We start from the raw sequence: 16,382 nt of genomic DNA, 5'->3' as shown, positions 1-16,382 counted from the left end.
GCCTCGCCCAGGGCGCTGGAGTCTGGGCGATCAGCGGTTATTCGGCGTCCATCTCGCGGTGCCGCCGCAGCGTCACCCAGCGTTCGCCGAAGGTGCGGGCCAACTGCTCGACCAGGAAGACCGAGCGGTGCTGACCGCCCGTGCAGCCGATGGCCACGGTGACATAGCTGCGATGGTCGTCCGCCAGCGCATCCATCCAATGCTGCAGGAACTGCTCGATGTCGCCGAACATGCGGGCCACGGCATCGTGCTGGCGCAGCCAGTCGATCACCGGCTGGTCGCGGCCGGTGAGCGGGCGCAGCGCCGCAACGTAATGCGGATTGGGCAGCATGCGGACATCGAACACGTAGTCGGCATCGAGCGGCACGCCGCGCTTGAAGGCGAAGGACTGGAACACCAGGGTCAGCGTGCGCTGCGGCGCCTCGATCAGCGCCTTGATGTAGGTGCGAAGCTGGGCCGGGCGGATCAGGCTGGTGTCGATCAGGTCTGCGCCCTCGCGCAGTTCGGCCAGCAGTTCGCGCTCCAGCTCGATGGCCTGGATCAAGGCGCGCTCCTGCTCCGGCGCGTCGACGCCGCCGTGCTGGCGCGACAGCGGATGCCGGCGCCGGGTCTCGGAATAGCGGCGCACCAGCGCCTCGGTGGTCGCATCGAGGAACAACGAGCGCACGGCCATGCCTTCCTGCCGCAGCGCCGCCAGGCGGATGGGCGCCTTCGACAGTGAGGTGCCGCTGCGCGCATCGATGGCCACGGCCACCAGCGGCGCCTGGTTCTCCTTCTGCAGCCGGATGAAGTCATCCAGCAGCTCGGGCGGCAGGTTGTCGACGCAGTAGTAGCCGGCGTCTTCGAGCGCGGCCAGGGCCACCGACTTGCCGGAGCCGGACATGCCGGTGATCAGCACCAGGTCCATGGAGGGATTCATCGTCGTCAGCTTTCCTGCGGGCTCAGCATTTCGCGGGCATGGGCGAGGGAGGCGGCCGAGACGCGCTCGCCGCCCAGCATCCGGGCGATCTCCTGCATGCGGCCTTCGCCGTCGAGCGGCGCGACCGTGCTTTCCGTGACCGGCTGCGGCTTGCCGCCCTGTGCGCTCGCCGCATTGAGCGTGCGTTTGGCCACGCGCAGATGGTGGTCGGCGCAGGCCGCCACCTGCGGCAGGTGGGTCACCGCCAGCACCTGGCGATCACGGCCGAGCTGGCGCATCAGGCGACCCACGGTGTCGGCCACCGCGCCGCCGATGCCGGTGTCCACCTCGTCGAAGATCAGCGCCTGCGCCGTGCCCAACTGGCTGGTGGTGACGGCGATGGCCAGCGCGATGCGCGACAGCTCCCCGCCCGAGGCCACCTTGCCCACGGGCCGCGGCGTGCCGCCGGCATGGCCGGCCACGAGGAAGGCGATGTCTTCCAGCCCATGGCGCGCCGGTTGCGGAAGCGGCTGCAGATCGACGGCGAAGCGGCCGCCCTGCATGCCCAGGCCTTGCATCGCTTCGGTGATGGCCGCGGCGAGCTTCGGGGCCGCCTTTTTGCGGGCCTGACCGACGGCGCGTGCCTCCTTGTCGAAGGCCAGGCGCGCCCGCTGCTCGGCCTGCTCCAGCGCGGCGAGGTCGGCCTGGGCTTCCAGCGTCTGCAGTTCCTGCCGCCAGCTGGCGAGCAGGGCGGGCAGCTCCTCGGGCGGGCGGCGGTAGCGGCGGGCCAGGGACATCCACAGGCCCAGGCGTTCGTCCAGTGCCTGCAGCTGATCGGCGTCGGTCTCGGTGCGGCGCAGGTAGCCGTGCAGCGCATGCAGCGCGTCGGAGGCCTGGGCCAAGCTGCCGGCGAGTTCGTCACCCAGCGTCTTGAATTCGGGCTCGATGTGGGCCAGATCCTGCAGGCGGTCGGCGGCGCGGGAAAGCAGGGCCAGGGCGCCTTGTTCGTCCTCTTCCAGCAGGCCGGTGGCGGCCTGCGCGGCATCGATCAGCGACTGGGCGTTGGCCAGCCGGGTGTGCTGGCTGGAGAGTTCTTCCCACTCGTCGGCGCCGGGCGCGAGCTTGTCGACCTCGCCGATCTGCCACTGGAGGCGTTCGCGCTCGCGCAGCAGGCTTTCCTGCGCATTGCGGGCGGCTTCCAGCGCGGTGCCGGCCTGGCGCCAGTTCTGCCACGCGGCCTCCAGGGCGGCGGTGCGGACGCCGGCGTAGGCGTCCAACAGGCCGCGCACGGCATCGGGGCGTGTCAGGCTCTGCCAGGCATGCTGGCCATGGATGTCCAGCAGGTGCGCGCCCAGTTCACGCAGCTGCGTGGCGGTGGCCGGGCTGCCGTTGATCCAGCCGCGGCTGCGGCCCTGGGTGTCGACGGTGCGGCGCAGCAGCAGGGTGTCGCCGGCCTCGAAGCCGCCTTCTTCCAGCCAAGTGCCGAGCGCCGGGTCGGCGTCGAATTCGGCGCTCACATCCAGTCGCTCGGCGCCTTCGCGCACGGAACCGGCGTCGGCCCGGTTGCCCAGCGCCAGTTGCAGGGCGTCGATCAGGATCGACTTGCCGGCGCCGGTCTCGCCGGTGAGCACGGTGAAGCCCTCGGCTAAGTCCAGGTCGAGCGCGCGGACGATGACGAAATCGCGCAGGACGATGCGTCGCAGGGCCACTCAGGAGCCTCCTTCGTTCCAGTGAAGTTTCTTGCGCAGGGTGTCGAAGTAGCTCCAGCCGCGCGGATGCAGAAAGCGCACTCGGTGCTCGGAGCGCCGCACCAGCACCTGGTCGCCATGCGCAAGCGAGGCCAGCGACTGCATGTCGAAATTGGCGCTGGCATCGCGCCCGCCCACCACCTCCACCGAGATCTCCTCGGCGTCCGGCAGCAGGATCGGGCGGTTCGACAGGGTATGTGGCGCGATCGGCACCATCACCCAGCCAGGGATGGAGGGGTGCAGCATGGGGCCACCGGCCGACAGCGCGTAGGCGGTCGAGCCGGTGGGTGTGGCGATGATCAGCCCGTCGGCGCGCTGGTTGGCCACCAGGTGACCGCCGACGGAGACTCGCAGCTCGACCATGCCCGAGGTGGCACCACGATTGACCACCACGTCGTTCATGGCCTGGGCGGTAAAGACGACCTCCCCGGCGCGCATGACCCGCGCCTGGATCAGGCTGCGGTGGTCTTCCTCATAGTCTCCAGCCAGCATCGGGGTGAGTGTGGCCTCGTAATGTTCCAGCGGGATGTCGGTGACGAAGCCCAGGCGGCCGCGGTTGATACCGATGAGCGGCACGCCGTATCGGGCCAGTTGCCGGCCGATGCCGAGCATGGTGCCGTCGCCGCCGACGACCAAGCCCAGGTCGCACTGCTCGCCGATCTCGGGCACGGTCAGCACGGGCCAGCGGCTGGCGCGCGGAACACCGTCCTCGCCGCATTCGGCGCTGCTGCGCTCGAGCACCACGACGCAGCCGCGCGACTCCAGGAACGCCGCGATGCCCTCGATGACGGCATCGCGCTCGCGCGCCGCCGTCGCCTGGTACTTGCCGATGAGCGCCACATGGCGAAAGGGTGCGTGCATGGGACAAATTACATCACGACACCGGCGGCGTCCCGCTGCGTGGCAAGGCCTTGTCCGCTGCCAGTGGATCGCGGGCTGCGGGGTATCATTTGCCGATGCTGGACGACCGCGCCAAGCTGCTGCTCAAGACCCTGGTGGAACGCTACATCGCCGACGGCCAACCCGTCGGCTCGCGCACGCTCTCGCGCGCCGCCGGTCTCGAGCTTTCCCCCGCCACCATCCGCAATGTGATGGCCGATCTCGAGGACCTGGGGCTGATCGTCAGCCCGCACACTTCCGCCGGCCGCATTCCCACTGCGCGCGGCTACCGCCTGTTCGTCGACACCATGCTGACGGCGCAGCGGGCGCAACTGCAGGCCACGCCGCCCAGCCTGCCGCCCGACCAGCCGCAGAAGGTGATCGCCAGCGCCGCGCAACTGCTCTCGAACCTGTCGCAGTTCGTCGGTGTGGTGATGGCGCCGCGGCGCACCACGGCCTTCCGGCACATCGAATTCCTGCGGCTGTCGGAGCGGCGGCTCCTGGTCATCATCGTCTCGCCCGATGGCGACGTGCAGAACCAGGTGATCTTCACCGACCGGGACTACACGCAGTCGGAGCTGATCGAAACGTCGAACTACCTCACCGCCCACTACGGCGGCCTGTCCATCGAGCAGGTGCGCGACCGTCTCAAGGGCGAGATGGACGGCCTGCGCGCCGAGATCGCCTCGCTGATGCAGGCGGCCGTGCAGGCGAGTTCGCAGGCGTTTTCGCAGGCGCAGGAAGAAGTCATCATTGCCGGCGAGCGCAACCTGCTGGCCGTGAGCGACTTCTCCAGCGACATGGGCCAGCTGCGACGCGCTTTCGAGCTGTTCGAGCAGAAGGCCGAGCTGATGCGCCTGCTGGACATGTCCAGCAAATCCGACGGCGTGCGCATCTTCATCGGCGGCGAAAGCCAGGTGGTGCCGTACGAAGAACTGTCGGTCGTCAGCGCCAATTACGAGGTCAACGGCGAGGTGGTCGGCACCCTGGGCGTGATCGGACCGACCCGCATGCCCTACGACCGCATGATCCAGATCGTGGACATCACGTCGCGGCTGGTCAGCAACGCGCTGAGCCACAACAACAAGTAGTCGTCCGGCGCGGCACGGGCAACGCGCCGAGGCGCGCGACCCGCGTTGCGGCCGGTCGCCGCTCAACGCGCCGGCGCTTCCCCCGCCAGCGCCTGCAGCGCCGGCACGTCGCGGATCAGCACGACGTAGCCATGCATCTCGATGCAGCCCAGTTCCACCAGCCGGCGGAAGCAGCGGGACAGCGTGGCCTGCGCCATCACGAGCTGGCGCGCAATGGAGCGCTTCTGTACCGGCAGCCGGACCGAGCGGTCCTTGCCGGCCGGCTCGAAGGGCTCGCGCAGCAGCCACGCGGCCAGGCGGCCCAGCACGTCCTTGGTGGCCAGTTCGTGCCGGCCATCGGTCAGCTGGCGGATGCGCTCGGCCATGACCAGGCCGACGGCGCGCTGCAGGGCGGGGTCCTGCCGGGCGGCTTCGAGCAGGTGCTCCAGCGGCAGCGCCGCAAGGGTGACACGGGCCGGGCACACGGCCGACTCGATCCAGTCCGACTCCAGCCAGGCAGAGGCCAGATCCAGCCATTGGCCCGGGCCCAGGACGCGGTTTTCCACCAGACCCCCATCCGCGCCGATGCGGCCGACCACGATGCGGCCTTCGGCGACGAGCCACCACGACGGTGGGTGGTTGTCCGGCATGGCGGCGATGGCGCCCTTGGGCAGCACATGCAGGCGCATGGCGCCGGCCAGCCGCTCCAGCGTCGCCGGTGCTGGCTCGCACGGGGCGAAAGCGCTGCGCAACAAGGGCACGCCGGACAGCACGACCGGCCGCCGCCCGGTGGCGGCTTTCCAGCGCCGCGCTTCGGGGCGCGGGGCGTCGGAGGTCAGGGAGGACAAAGCCGGCAGCATGAAAGGTCGGGGTGGCGTCAGGTGGTCGATGCCCGACTCTGCCCACGATGCGACCGCGCTGCCTTGAGCCAGCGCAAGGGTTGGCGGATCGGCCGCCGCCTGCGCTCAGCCGCACAGTCCGGTGAAGCCGCAGGCGGTACAGAAGCTGCAGCCGTCCTTGCGGATCAGGGTGGCGTTGCCGCATTCAGGGCAGGCGGCGCCCGCCATGGCCTGCTGCACGCCCAGCGCTGTGGTAGCAGGGGCCGCCAGGATGCCCATCTCCTGGAGCGGAAAGCCTTCTTCGTCCAGCACACCGAGCATGGCGTAGCGATGGATCACCAGCCGTGCGAGGTACGCCACGGTCGAGGGCCAGGTCTGCTGCCGCCGCACCTTCGGGTCCAGGCTGGGCACGAAGGCCATGAACTGGCCCAGCGGCTCGGCATAGCTCAGCAGCTTGCGCAGCTTCATGCCGATCCAGGCCGGGTCGATCACCCGCATGTCCAGCGACAGCACGCGCGCCAAGCCGTCCAGCGCGCGCGGGTAGTTGCCCGAGAAGCCCAGGGCGCAAGGCCGGGTATGGTTGGCGCCGCCGGGGCTGGGCAGCAGCACCTCCTTGAGCGTGAGGGTGAAGGCTTCGACCGTGGCCGGGTTCTCGATGTCCACGGCCCAGGCCAGCGTGCCGGAGGGGCCGGTGTGCGGCTCGTCCAGGCTGAACAGGGCATCGAGCACCGGCGTGCCGGGTGCGGGTGGGTTCCACAGGCCCAGCTGCTCGCAGCGCCAGCGCAGCACGGCGGCGGTGGCAGCAACCACGCCGGGGAAGGTGCGCACCTCGCCATGGGGTGGGAAGGGCATGTCGAAGGGGCGCTCCTCCTGCACGGTGGCGAGCGCGTCGAGCTTGAGGCGCACCCATTCGGCGTCGCGCGCCCGCAGGTCCATCGACAGCGTCTTGGCCAGGGCGCCCAGGCCGCGCGGCTGCTCGGCGCCGTTGACCCACACCTCGAAGGGCAGCGGCCGAGCGCCCTCGCCGCCGTCCGGGGCTTCGCCGACGAAAAGCGCGAACTGCCCGTGCGGATGCCGAACCATGGTGCACCACGCCGCATTGCCGGCGGGAAAGTCCGGCCGGCCGGGCCAGCGCAGCGAGGCCAGCACCGGCTCGCGCGGCAGGCGATCCAGCGCCAGGCGGCGGTCGGCGATGCCCGGCGCGGGCAGGGCGGCGGCCGGCTGCGGCACGCTGAGCACGGCGCCCAGCACGGCATTGGGCCGGTAGGTGGCCAGGCCCTTCAGGCCGGACTGCCACGCCTGCAGGTAAAGATCCTGGAAGGCCGCGTAGGGATAGTCGGCCGGCACGTTCACCGTCTTGCTGATCGAGGTATCGATGAAGGGCGCGACGGCGGCCACCATGGCCGCATGCGACTGGGCGCTCATCTCCAGTGCCGTGACGAAGGCGGACGGCAGCGGCGCGTCCAGCCCGCGCAGGTGGCGGAACAGGCGCCAGGCGTGGTCCTCCACGGCGAACTCCTGGAAGGTGCCATCGGCCATGCGCTTCTTGCGCTGGTAGCTCCAGCTGAAAGGCGGCTCGATGCCGTTGCTGGCGTTGTCGGCAAAGGCCAGGCTGATGGTGCCGGTCGGCGCGATGGACAGCAGATGCGAGTTGCGCAACCCGTGTTGGCGGATGCGCTCGCGAAGCGGTGCAGGCAGGCGCGAGGCGAAGCGCCCACGCTGCAGATACAGGTCGGCATTGAACAGGGCGAAGGCGCCGCGCTCGCGTGCGAGATCGGCGGAGGCTGCATAGGCCGCGTCCCGCAGCCGCTCGGCGATCCGAGCGGCCATCTGCCGCGCGGGCGCCTCGTCATAGCGCAGACCGAGCATGGCCAGCGCATCGCCCAGACCGGTGAAGCCCAGGCCGATGCGCCGCTTGGCCATGGCTTCCTCGCGCTGGCGAGGCAGCGGCCAGATGGAGATGTCCAGCACGTTGTCGAGCATACGTACGCAGGTGGGGATCAGCGCGTCGAAGGCCGCCTCGTCGAAGCGGGCCTCGGGCTCGAAGGGCTGGCGCACGAAGCGCGTGAGGTCGATGGAGCCCAGGCAGCAGCAGCCGTAGGGTGGCAGCGGCTGTTCGGCGCAAGGGTTTGTCGCGGCGATGGTCTCGCAGTAGCCGAGGTTGTTGTCGGCATTGATGCGGTCGAGGAAGAGCACGCCCGGCTCGGCATGGTCGTAGGTGGCGCGCATGATCTGGTCCCACAGCGCGCGTGCGGGTACGCGGCGGTAGATCCAGGCGCCATCGCCGCGTGGATGAGCGCCTTCGGCCTTCTGCGCCTCGCCGGGCTCGGCGCGGTGCACCAGTTCCACTTCAGCATCGGCCTGTACCGCCTGTATGAAGGCGTCGGTCACACCCACCGATAGGTTGAAGTTGCGCAGGTCCCCGCTGTCCTTGGCGTGGATGAACTCTTCGACGTCCGGATGGTCGCAGCGCAGCACGGCCATCTGCGCGCCGCGCCGCGAGCCGGCCGATTCCACCGTCTCGCAGGAGCGGTCGAACACGCGCATGTAGCTCACCGGGCCCGATGCGCTCGACTGCGTGCTGCGCACCCGTGCGCCCTTGGGGCGGATGCGCGAAAAGTCATAGCCCACGCCGCCGCCGCGCCGCATGGTTTCTGCTGCCTCGGTCAGGGCGGTGTAGATGCCGGGGTGGCCTTCGTCGTCCTCGGCGATGGAGTCGCCCACGGGCTGGACGAAGCAGTTGATGAGCGTTGCCTCCAACGCGGTGCCGGCGGCCGAAAGGATGCGGCCGGCGGGGATGAAGCCGGCTTCCAGTGCATCGATGAAAGCAATCTCGAACTGGGCGCGGCGCTCTGGCGCCTCGACGGCGGCAAGGGCTCGAGCCACCCTCCGCCGGACATCTGCGGCTTCTTGCTCGTCGCCCTTGGCGTACTTCTCGCGCAGCACGTCCTGGCTGATGGCCTGGACGGGCAGGGCGGTGCTGTTCAGGATCGGCATGGACAACTCCTGGAGGGTGGCGGTCGCTGCGTGTCTCCAAGCAATACGGCAGCGGTGGCTTTGACTGTATGGAAATCCAGCGCTTTGGTCTGTCGGAAGACCACTTTCATGCTGTGGGTTGCGGTCCTTAACGCTTTTTTGATCTTTTAAGATATATCATTGAAGCATCTTGAGTACGTTGAAAGGTGCACGATGACTGAAGAATGGATGCGCTCGGGACGTGGCGGCGGCAGAGGCCATGGTCACCGGCATTCAGGTGCCGACATGCTGGGGGAGGGGGCGGCGGACGGCCGCAGCGGTGGTCGGCGGCCGCGTCAGCTCGAGCCGGGCGACCTGCGACTGCTGATGCTCCATGCGCTGGCCGCCCAGCCGAGCCATGGCTATGAACTGATCAAGGCGATCGGAGAGTGGGTCGGGGGTGACTACACCCCCAGTCCGGGAACCGTCTATCCGACGCTGGCGTTGCTGGAGGATCTGGGCCTTGCCCGCTCGGAAGCCAGCGATGGTGGCCGCAAGCGCTTCCATCTGACGCCCCAGGGCGAGGCGGAACGTGCTGCGCAGGCGTCGGCCATCGAGGCGGTGCTGGAGCGCCTGGCGCAGGCGCGGGCCCGCGCCCATGCGCGCCGGCTCCCCGAGATCCGCCGCGCGATGGAGAACCTGAAGATGGCGCTGCGCCTGCGCCTGGAAGGCGAGATGGAGTCGACGGAACTGGTCCGTCGACTCGCCGAGATCATCGACCGCGCCGCGGTCGAGGTGGAACGCGCCTGAGAGGCGCCCCGACAGAGAGATCGACCATGAAACAACACCGCTACCAAATCACCGTCGAACACCTGGCCGATGCGCACGGCAACCCGTCCGCCCACGCCGAGCCGCTGCGCTTCGAGGCCGGCAACCACGACGACATCCTCGCCATCGCCGAGCGCATGCGCGGCCGCGGCGAATTCCCGCCCGACACGGCCAACGCGCTGGCGGTGGGCCTGAAGCTGTTCAGCGAAGTGATGCTGGAGAACCGCGGCCATCCGCTCTTCGCGGATTTCGCGCCGCACTTCCGTGCCTTCATGCAGCACCTGAAGAAGGGCCCGCAACGATCCGCTGGCGACGCGCCGGCGACCGACGCCTCGCCCGAATCCGACCAGGCTCAGTAGTTGAGCCGCTCCGGCCGCAGCTCCTGCAGGATGGTGGTCGCGATCTCCTCGATCGACTTGGTGGTGGTCGACAGCCAGCGGATGCCGGCACGGCGCATCATCGCCTCGGCCTCGCTCACCTCGTAGCGGCAGTTCTCGATGCTCGCGTAGCGCGAGTTGGGCCGCCGTTCGTTGCGGATCTCGGCCAGCCGTTCGGGCTGGATGGTCAGGCCGAAGATCTTCTTGCGGAAGGCGATCAGCGCCGGCGGCAACTGCCGGCGGTCGAAGTCCTCGGGGATCAGCGGATAGTTGGCCGCCTTCAGCCCGTGCTGCATCGCCAGGTAGAGCGAGGTCGGCGTCTTGCCGCTGCGGCTCACGCCCACCAGGATCACGTCCGCCGCCTCCAGGTCCGCATGGCTCTGGCCGTCGTCGTGCTGCAGGCTGAAGTCGATGGCGGCGATGCGGTCGTGGTATTCCTTGCTCTTGCTGATGTCCGAGAAGCGGCCGATGCGGTGGTTGGACTTCATCGCCAGCTCGATCTCCAGCGGCCGCACGAAGGTGCCGAACAGGTCGAGCAGCATGCCCTTGCAGCCGGTCTCGATCACCTCCAGCACTTCCATGTTGGCCAGGGTGGTGAAGACGATGGGCCGGTAGCCTTCGAGTTCGGCCGTGTGATTGATCTGGCGCACCGCCTGGTGGGCCTTGTCCACCGTGTCGGTGAAGGGCATGCGGACGTGGCGCGCCTTGAGCTCGAACTGGTTGAGCACGGCATTGCCGAAGGTCTCGGCGGTGATGCCGGTGCCGTCCGAAACGAAGAAAACGGTGCGCTTGTGCATGGGGCGGCCTGTAGTTTCTGTCCTGCGGCGCCGGCTCGGGCCGGCCCCTACAATCCCACAGATTATCGGCGCGTGCCCTCCGCGCGCCGCACCCGCATCCCTTCCCATGCAGTCGCCCCGCGCACCCAGAGCAAGAAGAACGATCGCGCCCGGCTGCCCGCTGCATGGAACGCACCGCTTTTTAAACTCCGGAGTCTTCCCATGTCTGCACTGTTCGAAGCGACCGCCCTGGTCGTCCCCTTCGAAAACCTGAGGATGAGCGATGTCGAGGCCGTTGGCGGCAAGAACGCCAGCCTCGGCGAGATGATTTCCCAGCTGCCCGAGGGCGTGCGCGTACCCACCGGCTTCGCCACCACCGCCCACGCCTTCCGCGAGTTCCTTGCCCACGAAGGCCTGACCGAACGTATCGCCCAGCGCCTGGCCACCCTCGACATCGAGGACGTTCGCGCCCTGGCTGCCGCCGGCGCCGAGATCCGTAGCTGGATCGAGGCCCAGCCTTTCCCCGCCAACCTCGAGAAGGCCGTGCGCGAGCACTTCGCCAAGCTGAGCGCAGGCAATGACCAGGCCAGTTTCGCCGTCCGCTCTTCCGCCACCGCCGAGGACCTGCCCGATGCCTCCTTTGCCGGCCAGCAGGAAACCTTCCTGAACGTCGTCGGCATCGAGGACGTGCTGCACAAGATGAAGGAGGTGTTCGCCTCCCTCTACAACGACCGCGCCATCAGCTATCGCGTGCACAAGGGCTTCGCCCACGACGTGGTGGCCCTGTCGGCCGGCGTGCAGCGCATGGTGCGCTCCGACCTGGGCGCCGCGGGCGTGATGTTCACCATCGACACCGAGTCGGGCTTCGACCAGGTCGTCTTCATCACCTCCAGCTACGGCCTGGGCGAGACGGTGGTGCAGGGCGCTGTCAACCCCGACGAGTTCTACGTCCACAAGCCGATGCTCGAAGCCGGCAAGCGCGCGGTGATCCGCCGCAACCTGGGCTCCAAGCTGATTCAGATGGAATTCGCCACGCCCGAGGAAAAGAAGGCCTCGGGCAAGCTGGTTAAGACCACCGACGTCAAGACCGAGCTGCGCAATCGCTATTCGCTGACCGACGCCGAGGTCGAGCAACTGGCGAAGTACGCCATGGTCATCGAGAAGCACTACGGCCGCCCGATGGACATCGAGTGGGGCAAGGACGGCACCGACGGTCAGCTCTACATCCTGCAGGCCCGCCCCGAGACGGTGAAGAGCCAGCAGCAGGGCAAGGTCGAGCAGCGCTTCAAGCTCAAGGGCAAGAGCGCCGTGCTGGCCGAAGGCCGCGCCATCGGCCAGAAGATCGGCACCGGCCCCGTGCGCCTGGTGCACAGCATCAGCGAGATGGACAAGGTGCAGGCCGGCGACGTGCTGGTCACCGACATGACCGACCCCAACTGGGAGCCCGTGATGAAGCGCGCCAGCGCCATCGTCACCAACCGGGGCGGGCGCACCTGCCATGCGGCCATCATCGCGCGCGAACTGGGCATTCCGGCGGTGGTGGGCTGCGGCGATGCCACCAGCCTGCTCAAGGACGGCACGCTGGTCACCGTCAGCTGCGCCGAGGGCGACACCGGCCACATCTACGACGGCCTGCTGGAGACCGAGGTGACCGAGGTCCAGCGCGGCGAGATGCCCAAGATCCCGACCAAGATCATGATGAACGTGGGCAACCCGCAGCTCGCCTTCGACTTCGCCCAGTTGCCCAACGAAGGCGTGGGCCTGGCGCGGCTGGAGTTCATCATCAACAACAACATCGGCGTGCACCCGAAGGCCATCCTGGACTATCCGCAGGTCGACCCCGACCTGAAGAAGGCCGTGGAATCGGTGGCGCGCGGCCATGCCTCGCCTAAGGCCTTCTACGTCGACAAGGTGGCCGAGGGCGTGGCCACCATCGCCGCGGCCTTCTGGCCCAAGCCGGTGATCGTGCGCCTGTCGGACTTCAAGTCCAACGAATACCGCAAGCTGATCGGCGGCAGCCGCTACGAGCCGGAAGAAGAGAACCCCATGCTGGGCTTCCGCGGCGCGGCGCGCTACATCAGCGCCGAGTTCGGCGAGGCCTTCGCCATGGAGTGCGAGGCGCTCAAGCGCGTGCGCAACGAGATGGGCCTGACCAACGTGCAGATCATGGTGCCCTTCGTGCGTACGCTGAAGCAGGCCGAGCGCGTGACCGCGTTGCTGGGCCAGCACGGCCTCAAGCGCGGCGAGAACGAGCTCAAGATCATCATGATGTGCGAGGTACCCAGCAATGCCATCCTCGCGGACCGCTTCCTGGAGTTCTTCGACGGCTTCTCCATCGGCTCGAACGACCTGACCCAGCTCACGCTGGGCCTGGACCGCGATTCCGGCCTGGAGCTGCTGGCGGCCGACTTCGACGAGCGCGACCCGGCCGTCCAGGCCATGCTCTCGCGCGCCATCGAGGCCTGCAAGTCGCAGGGCAAGTACGTGGGCATCTGCGGCCAGGGGCCCAGCGACCATCCCGACTTCGCCCTGTGGCTGGCGGACCAGGGCATCGCCTCGATCTCGCTCAACCCGGACAGCGTGATCGAGACCTGGCAGCGCCTGGCGCAGCGTTGATCGCGGCCTGAGGCCCCTGGAGGCCGCGCCGGCCCTTCACCGGGGCGGCGCCACATCGAAAAGGGCGGGCCGCTCGCGCGGCCTGCCCTTTGCTTTTGCAGCCACCGCGTAGCCGCTCGCACCGTTGGCTCGTTTCGGCATATACTCGTGGGCTTTACCTTGCCACACCGCCTGGACGCGGCGGGTGGCTTTTCTGGACGGGCGCGCATGCGCGCAACGTCCGCAAACCCCCAAGGAGTGTCATGCGTCACTACGAAATCATTCTGCTGATCCATCCGGATCAAAGCGAGCAGGTTCCGGCCATGCTGGAGCGTTACAAGGGCATGATCGCCGCCGGCAACGGCAAGGTGCATCGTGTCGAAGACTGGGGCCGCCGCCAGCTGGCTTACCAGATCAACAAGCTGAACAAGGCCCACTACCTGTGCGTCAACATCGAGGCCGACCAGGCCGTGATGTCCGAACTGGAGCATGCCTTCAAGTTCAACGACGCCGTGCTGCGCCACCTGACCGTGCTGAAGAAGAAGGCCGACACCGGCCCCTCCTCGATGATGAAGACCGTCGAGCGCGAGGAAGCCCGCAAGGCCCAGCAGGCCGAGTACGCCGCCAACAACAGCAGCAACTGATGTGGCTGCGCCCGCTGCGGCCAACCACCTGCTCCTGACGGCCTGCATCGAAGAGCTTGCCGCCTTGCGTTTCACCCCGGCCGGGCTCCCGGCCATCGATCTGCGGCTCGATCACGAATCGACCCAGGACGAAGCCGGACAGGCCCGGCAGGTGAAGGCGGCACTCAAGGCAGTGGCCTTTGGCGCAGTGGCCGAGCGGCTCGCGCGGCAGGCGCTGGGCAGCCAGTGGCGGTTCCAGGGTTTCCTGGCCAATCCCCGCAATGGCAAGCACCCGGTGCTCCACGTCACGGATTTTCAGCAAGATTAATTTTCGACAGAGGTCCCTCAAATGGCCACGTTCAAGAAATTCAACAAGGACAAGCGTCCGAAGCGCAACACCCAGTCGCTGCTGTTCAAGCGCAAGCGTTTCTGCCGCTTCACCGTCGCCGGTGTGGAAGAGATCGACTACAAGGACATCGACACCCTGCGCGACTTCGTCGGCGAGAACGGCAAGATCGTCCCCGCCCGCCTGACCGGCACCCGTGCCATCTACCAGCGTCAGCTGAACACCGCGATCAAGCGTGCCCGCTTCCTCGCGATGCTGCCGTACAGCGACCAGCACCGCGTCTGATCCAGAAGGAGTCCATTCCATGCAAGTCATTCTTCTGGACAAGATCGTCAACCTCGGTGCGCTCGGCGACATCGTCAAGGTCAAGGACGGCTACGCCCGCAACTTTCTGATCCCCACCGGCCGTGCCCGCCGCGCCACCGAGTCGGCCAAGGCCGAATTCGAAGCCAAGCGTGCCGAGCTGGAAAAGGCGGCCGCCGCCAAGCTGGCCGAGGCCCAGTCGCAAGGCGAGAAGCTGTCCGGCTCCACCGTCAAGCTGACCCAGAAGGCCGGCGTCGACGGCCGCCTGTTCGGCTCGGTGACCAACCACGACATCGCCGACGAACTGAAGAAGTCCGGCTACGACGTGGTCAAGTCGCAAGTGCGCCTGCCCAATGGCCCGATCAAGACCGTGGGCGACACCACGGTGAGCGTGGCCCTGCACACGGACGTGGTCGTCGAGATCACCGTCACGGTCTACGGCGAAACCGCCTGATACCCCTTGCGAATTGTGGGCGGATTTCCGCCCGCCCTCGCATCCCAAGGCCGCCTCCGGGCGGCCTTGTCATTGGCGCACCGGCCAGTTGTCCCGGCCTGCGCACCGGAAGCCCACGGGTTGTCCCCAGACTTATCCCGTGACTTGGCTGCCATGGCGGCCTAGCATCGCCGACTGCCCTGCACGCCATGTCCGCTGTCTTTTCTCCCTTCGCTCCCAACGACCCTTCCGGCGACCGCCAGGTGGCGCAACTGCGTGTGCCGCCGAATTCCGTCGAGGCCGAATCCAGCGTGCTGGGCGGCCTGCTGCTCGACAACAGCGCCTGGGACCGCGTGGGCGATCTGCTCACCGAGGGCGACTTCTACCGCCACGAGCACAAGCTGATCTTTGCCGCTGTCGGCCAGCTGATCAACGGCAACAAGCCGGCGGACGTGATCACGGTGCACGAGCACCTGCAGAACCTCGGCCAGTCCGAGGAGACGGGTGGCTTGGCCTACCTCAACTCGCTGGCGCAGTTCGTGCCCAGCGCAAGCAACATCCGCCGTTACGCCGAGATCGTGCGCGAGCGCGCGGTGCTGCGAAAGCTGATCTCCGCCGCCGACGAGATCTCCACCGCCGCGTTCAATCCGCAGGGCAAGGCCGTCGACAAGATCTTGGACGAGGCCGAGCAGAAGATCTTCAACATCGGCGAAGAAGGCTCGCGCAACAAGCAGGGCTTCCACAGCATGGACTCGCTGGTGGTCGAACTGCTGGACCGCGTGACCGAGATGGCCGACAACCCCAACGACATCACGGGGGTGCCGACGGGCTTCTACGACTTCGACCGCATGACCTCGGGCATGCAGGCCGGCGACATGATCGTGCTGGCGGCGCGCCCTTCCATGGGCAAGACCTCGCTGGCCATCAACATCGCCGAGCATGTGGCGCTCAACGAGGGCCTGCCGGTGGCGGTGTTCTCGATGGAAATGGGCGCCTCGCAGCTGGCGGTGCGTATCGTGGGCTCCATCGGCCGCATCGACCAGGGCCATCTACGCACCGGCAAGCTGACCGACGAGGAGTGGCCGCGCCTGACCGAGGCCATCGAGAAGCTGCGCAACATCTCGCTGCACATCGACGAGACGCCGGGCCTGTCCACCAGCGAGCTGCGAGCCAATGCGCGGCGGTTGGCGCGCCAGTGCGGCCAGTTGGGCCTGATCGTGGTCGACTACCTGCAGCTGATGAGCGTCTCGGGCGGCATGGCCGACGAGAACCGCGCGACCGCGGTGGGCGAGATCTCGCGTGGTCTCAAGATGCTGGCCAAGGAGCTCAAGTGCCCGGTGATCGCTCTGTCGCAGCTCTCGCGCGGCGTGGAAAGCCGCACCGACAAGCGTCCGATGATGAGCGACCTGCGCGAATCGGGCGCCATCGAGCAGGATGCGGACGTGATCATGTTCATCTACCGCGACGACTACTACAACAAGGACTCCAAGGAGCCCGGCGTCGCCGAGGTGATCATCGCCAAGCAGCGGAACGGCCCGACAGGCACGGTGAAGCTGGCCTTCCTGAAGCCCTTGACCAAGTTCGAGAACCTGGCCGGCGGCTTCGGGGGCGATGACTTCTGAGCATCCCAGGCCCATGACCGCGCCCGGCGTTCGCGAAGAAACGATGGTGCTGCTGCGCTACAAGGTGAACGGCAGCGCCGATATGACCGA

Annotated in this window: 15 protein-coding genes; 9 read left to right on the top strand and 6 right to left on the bottom strand. The window is 68.0% G+C overall.

All coding sequences use genetic code 11. The features are described from left to right. Nucleotides 1-37: 37 nt before the first annotated feature. The 3 genes from rapZ to DFR41_RS26355 are packed head-to-tail and all read right to left on the bottom strand — an operon-like array spanning nt 38 to nt 3,507. Entirely contained in the window at nt 38-919 is an 882-nt protein-coding gene (gene rapZ / locus DFR41_RS26365; protein ID WP_017758146.1) for an RNase adapter RapZ, read from the bottom strand. Nucleotides 920-924: 5 nt separating this feature from the next. Beyond that, entirely contained in the window at nt 925-2,607 is a 1,683-nt protein-coding gene (gene recN / locus DFR41_RS26360) for a DNA repair protein RecN (RefSeq protein ID WP_114804921.1), read from the bottom strand. Further along, entirely contained in the window at nt 2,608-3,507 is a 900-nt protein-coding gene (locus tag DFR41_RS26355) for an NAD kinase (RefSeq protein ID WP_114804920.1), read from the bottom strand. Between the two features lie 95 nt (nt 3,508-3,602). Here DFR41_RS26355 and hrcA point away from each other — a divergent pair, with 95 nt between their 5' ends. Further along, on the top strand, nt 3,603-4,616 hold the full coding sequence (gene hrcA, locus DFR41_RS26350; protein WP_017759773.1) for a heat-inducible transcriptional repressor HrcA: 1,014 nt from the start codon (nt 3,603-3,605) through the stop codon (nt 4,614-4,616). 62 nt (nt 4,617-4,678) lie between these two features. On the opposite strand, the gene DFR41_RS26345 is transcribed toward hrcA, so the two are convergent. Both DFR41_RS26345 and DFR41_RS26340 read right to left on the bottom strand, forming a co-directional pair. Next, complete coding sequence (locus tag DFR41_RS26345) at nt 4,679-5,443, bottom strand: Crp/Fnr family transcriptional regulator (RefSeq protein ID WP_170159483.1); 765 nt, start codon at nt 5,441-5,443, stop codon at nt 4,679-4,681. A 117-nt stretch (nt 5,444-5,560) separates the two neighbouring features. Next, nucleotides 5,561-8,431: an adenosylcobalamin-dependent ribonucleoside-diphosphate reductase gene (locus DFR41_RS26340; RefSeq protein ID WP_114804919.1), complete on the bottom strand. Its 2,871-nt coding sequence runs from the start codon at nt 8,429-8,431 to the stop codon at nt 5,561-5,563. 192 nt (nt 8,432-8,623) lie between these two features. Between DFR41_RS26340 and DFR41_RS26335 the strand changes: the two genes are divergently transcribed. Both DFR41_RS26335 and DFR41_RS26330 read left to right on the top strand, forming a co-directional pair. Next, nucleotides 8,624-9,199 carry a PadR family transcriptional regulator gene (locus DFR41_RS26335; RefSeq protein WP_114804918.1) on the top strand — a complete coding sequence of 192 codons (576 nt, stop codon included), beginning with the start codon at nt 8,624-8,626 and terminating at the stop codon, nt 9,197-9,199. A 26-nt stretch (nt 9,200-9,225) separates the two neighbouring features. Beyond that, nucleotides 9,226-9,576 (top strand): DUF3861 domain-containing protein, encoded by a 351-nt coding sequence (locus DFR41_RS26330; RefSeq protein WP_017757863.1) that lies wholly within the window; start codon nt 9,226-9,228, stop codon nt 9,574-9,576. On the opposite strand, the gene ppsR is transcribed toward DFR41_RS26330, so the two are convergent. Beyond that, complete coding sequence (gene ppsR / locus DFR41_RS26325; protein WP_017757862.1) at nt 9,570-10,391, bottom strand: posphoenolpyruvate synthetase regulatory kinase/phosphorylase PpsR; 822 nt, start codon at nt 10,389-10,391, stop codon at nt 9,570-9,572. The genes DFR41_RS26330 and ppsR overlap by 7 nt on opposite strands. Nucleotides 10,392-10,592: 201 nt before the next feature. Between ppsR and ppsA the strand changes: the two genes are divergently transcribed. The 6 genes from ppsA to dnaB all read left to right on the top strand — a co-directional run bounded on the left by ppsA (nt 10,593) and on the right by dnaB (nt 16,292). Beyond that, nucleotides 10,593-12,986 (top strand): phosphoenolpyruvate synthase, encoded by a 2,394-nt coding sequence (gene ppsA, locus DFR41_RS26320; RefSeq protein WP_114804917.1) that lies wholly within the window; start codon nt 10,593-10,595, stop codon nt 12,984-12,986. Between the two features lie 242 nt (nt 12,987-13,228). Continuing rightward, complete coding sequence (gene rpsF, locus DFR41_RS26315; protein WP_017757860.1) at nt 13,229-13,609, top strand: 30S ribosomal protein S6; 381 nt, start codon at nt 13,229-13,231, stop codon at nt 13,607-13,609. A 1-nt stretch (nt 13,610) separates the two neighbouring features. Further along, nucleotides 13,611-13,916, top strand: coding sequence for a primosomal replication protein N (priB, locus tag DFR41_RS26310; protein ID WP_244917889.1), 306 nt, complete (start codon nt 13,611-13,613; stop codon nt 13,914-13,916). A gap of 21 nt (nt 13,917-13,937) precedes the next feature. Beyond that, the gene (gene rpsR, locus DFR41_RS26305; RefSeq protein ID WP_017757858.1) at nt 13,938-14,219 is read left to right on the top strand and encodes a 30S ribosomal protein S18; all 282 of its coding nucleotides are present in this window, start codon (nt 13,938-13,940) and stop codon (nt 14,217-14,219) included. A 19-nt stretch (nt 14,220-14,238) separates the two neighbouring features. Further along, nucleotides 14,239-14,691 carry a 50S ribosomal protein L9 gene (gene rplI, locus DFR41_RS26300; protein WP_017757857.1) on the top strand — a complete coding sequence of 151 codons (453 nt, stop codon included), beginning with the start codon at nt 14,239-14,241 and terminating at the stop codon, nt 14,689-14,691. A gap of 188 nt (nt 14,692-14,879) precedes the next feature. Beyond that, nucleotides 14,880-16,292, top strand: a complete 1,413-nt coding sequence (gene dnaB / locus DFR41_RS26295; protein ID WP_076511839.1) for a replicative DNA helicase — start codon at nt 14,880-14,882, stop codon at nt 16,290-16,292. The last annotated feature ends 90 nt before the right edge of the window (nt 16,293-16,382 follow it).

Source organism: Pseudacidovorax intermedius, assembly GCF_003350475.1.
Taxonomy (GTDB): Bacteria; Pseudomonadota; Gammaproteobacteria; order Burkholderiales; family Burkholderiaceae_C; genus Xenophilus; species Xenophilus intermedius.
The sequence above is the reverse complement of the archived record's forward strand: the minus strand, read 5'-3'. Positions and strand labels throughout refer to the sequence as shown.

What these genes read in the sequence shown, in the direction of transcription:
- rapZ (WP_017758146.1), bottom strand. Translation starts at nt 919, where the DNA reads ATGAATCCCTCCATGGACCTGGTGCTGATCACCGGCATGTCCGGCTCC.
- DFR41_RS26355 (WP_114804920.1), bottom strand. Translation starts at nt 3,507, where the DNA reads ATGCACGCACCCTTTCGCCATGTGGCGCTCATCGGCAAGTACCAGGCG.
- hrcA (WP_017759773.1), top strand. Translation starts at nt 3,603, where the DNA reads ATGCTGGACGACCGCGCCAAGCTGCTGCTCAAGACCCTGGTGGAACGC.
- DFR41_RS26340 (WP_114804919.1), bottom strand. Translation starts at nt 8,431, where the DNA reads ATGCCGATCCTGAACAGCACCGCCCTGCCCGTCCAGGCCATCAGCCAG.
- DFR41_RS26335 (WP_114804918.1), top strand. Translation starts at nt 8,624, where the DNA reads ATGACTGAAGAATGGATGCGCTCGGGACGTGGCGGCGGCAGAGGCCAT.
- DFR41_RS26330 (WP_017757863.1), top strand. Translation starts at nt 9,226, where the DNA reads ATGAAACAACACCGCTACCAAATCACCGTCGAACACCTGGCCGATGCG.
- ppsR (WP_017757862.1), bottom strand. Translation starts at nt 10,391, where the DNA reads ATGCACAAGCGCACCGTTTTCTTCGTTTCGGACGGCACCGGCATCACC.
- ppsA (WP_114804917.1), top strand. Translation starts at nt 10,593, where the DNA reads ATGTCTGCACTGTTCGAAGCGACCGCCCTGGTCGTCCCCTTCGAAAAC.
- rpsF (WP_017757860.1), top strand. Translation starts at nt 13,229, where the DNA reads ATGCGTCACTACGAAATCATTCTGCTGATCCATCCGGATCAAAGCGAG.
- rpsR (WP_017757858.1), top strand. Translation starts at nt 13,938, where the DNA reads ATGGCCACGTTCAAGAAATTCAACAAGGACAAGCGTCCGAAGCGCAAC.
- rplI (WP_017757857.1), top strand. Translation starts at nt 14,239, where the DNA reads ATGCAAGTCATTCTTCTGGACAAGATCGTCAACCTCGGTGCGCTCGGC.
- dnaB (WP_076511839.1), top strand. Translation starts at nt 14,880, where the DNA reads ATGTCCGCTGTCTTTTCTCCCTTCGCTCCCAACGACCCTTCCGGCGAC.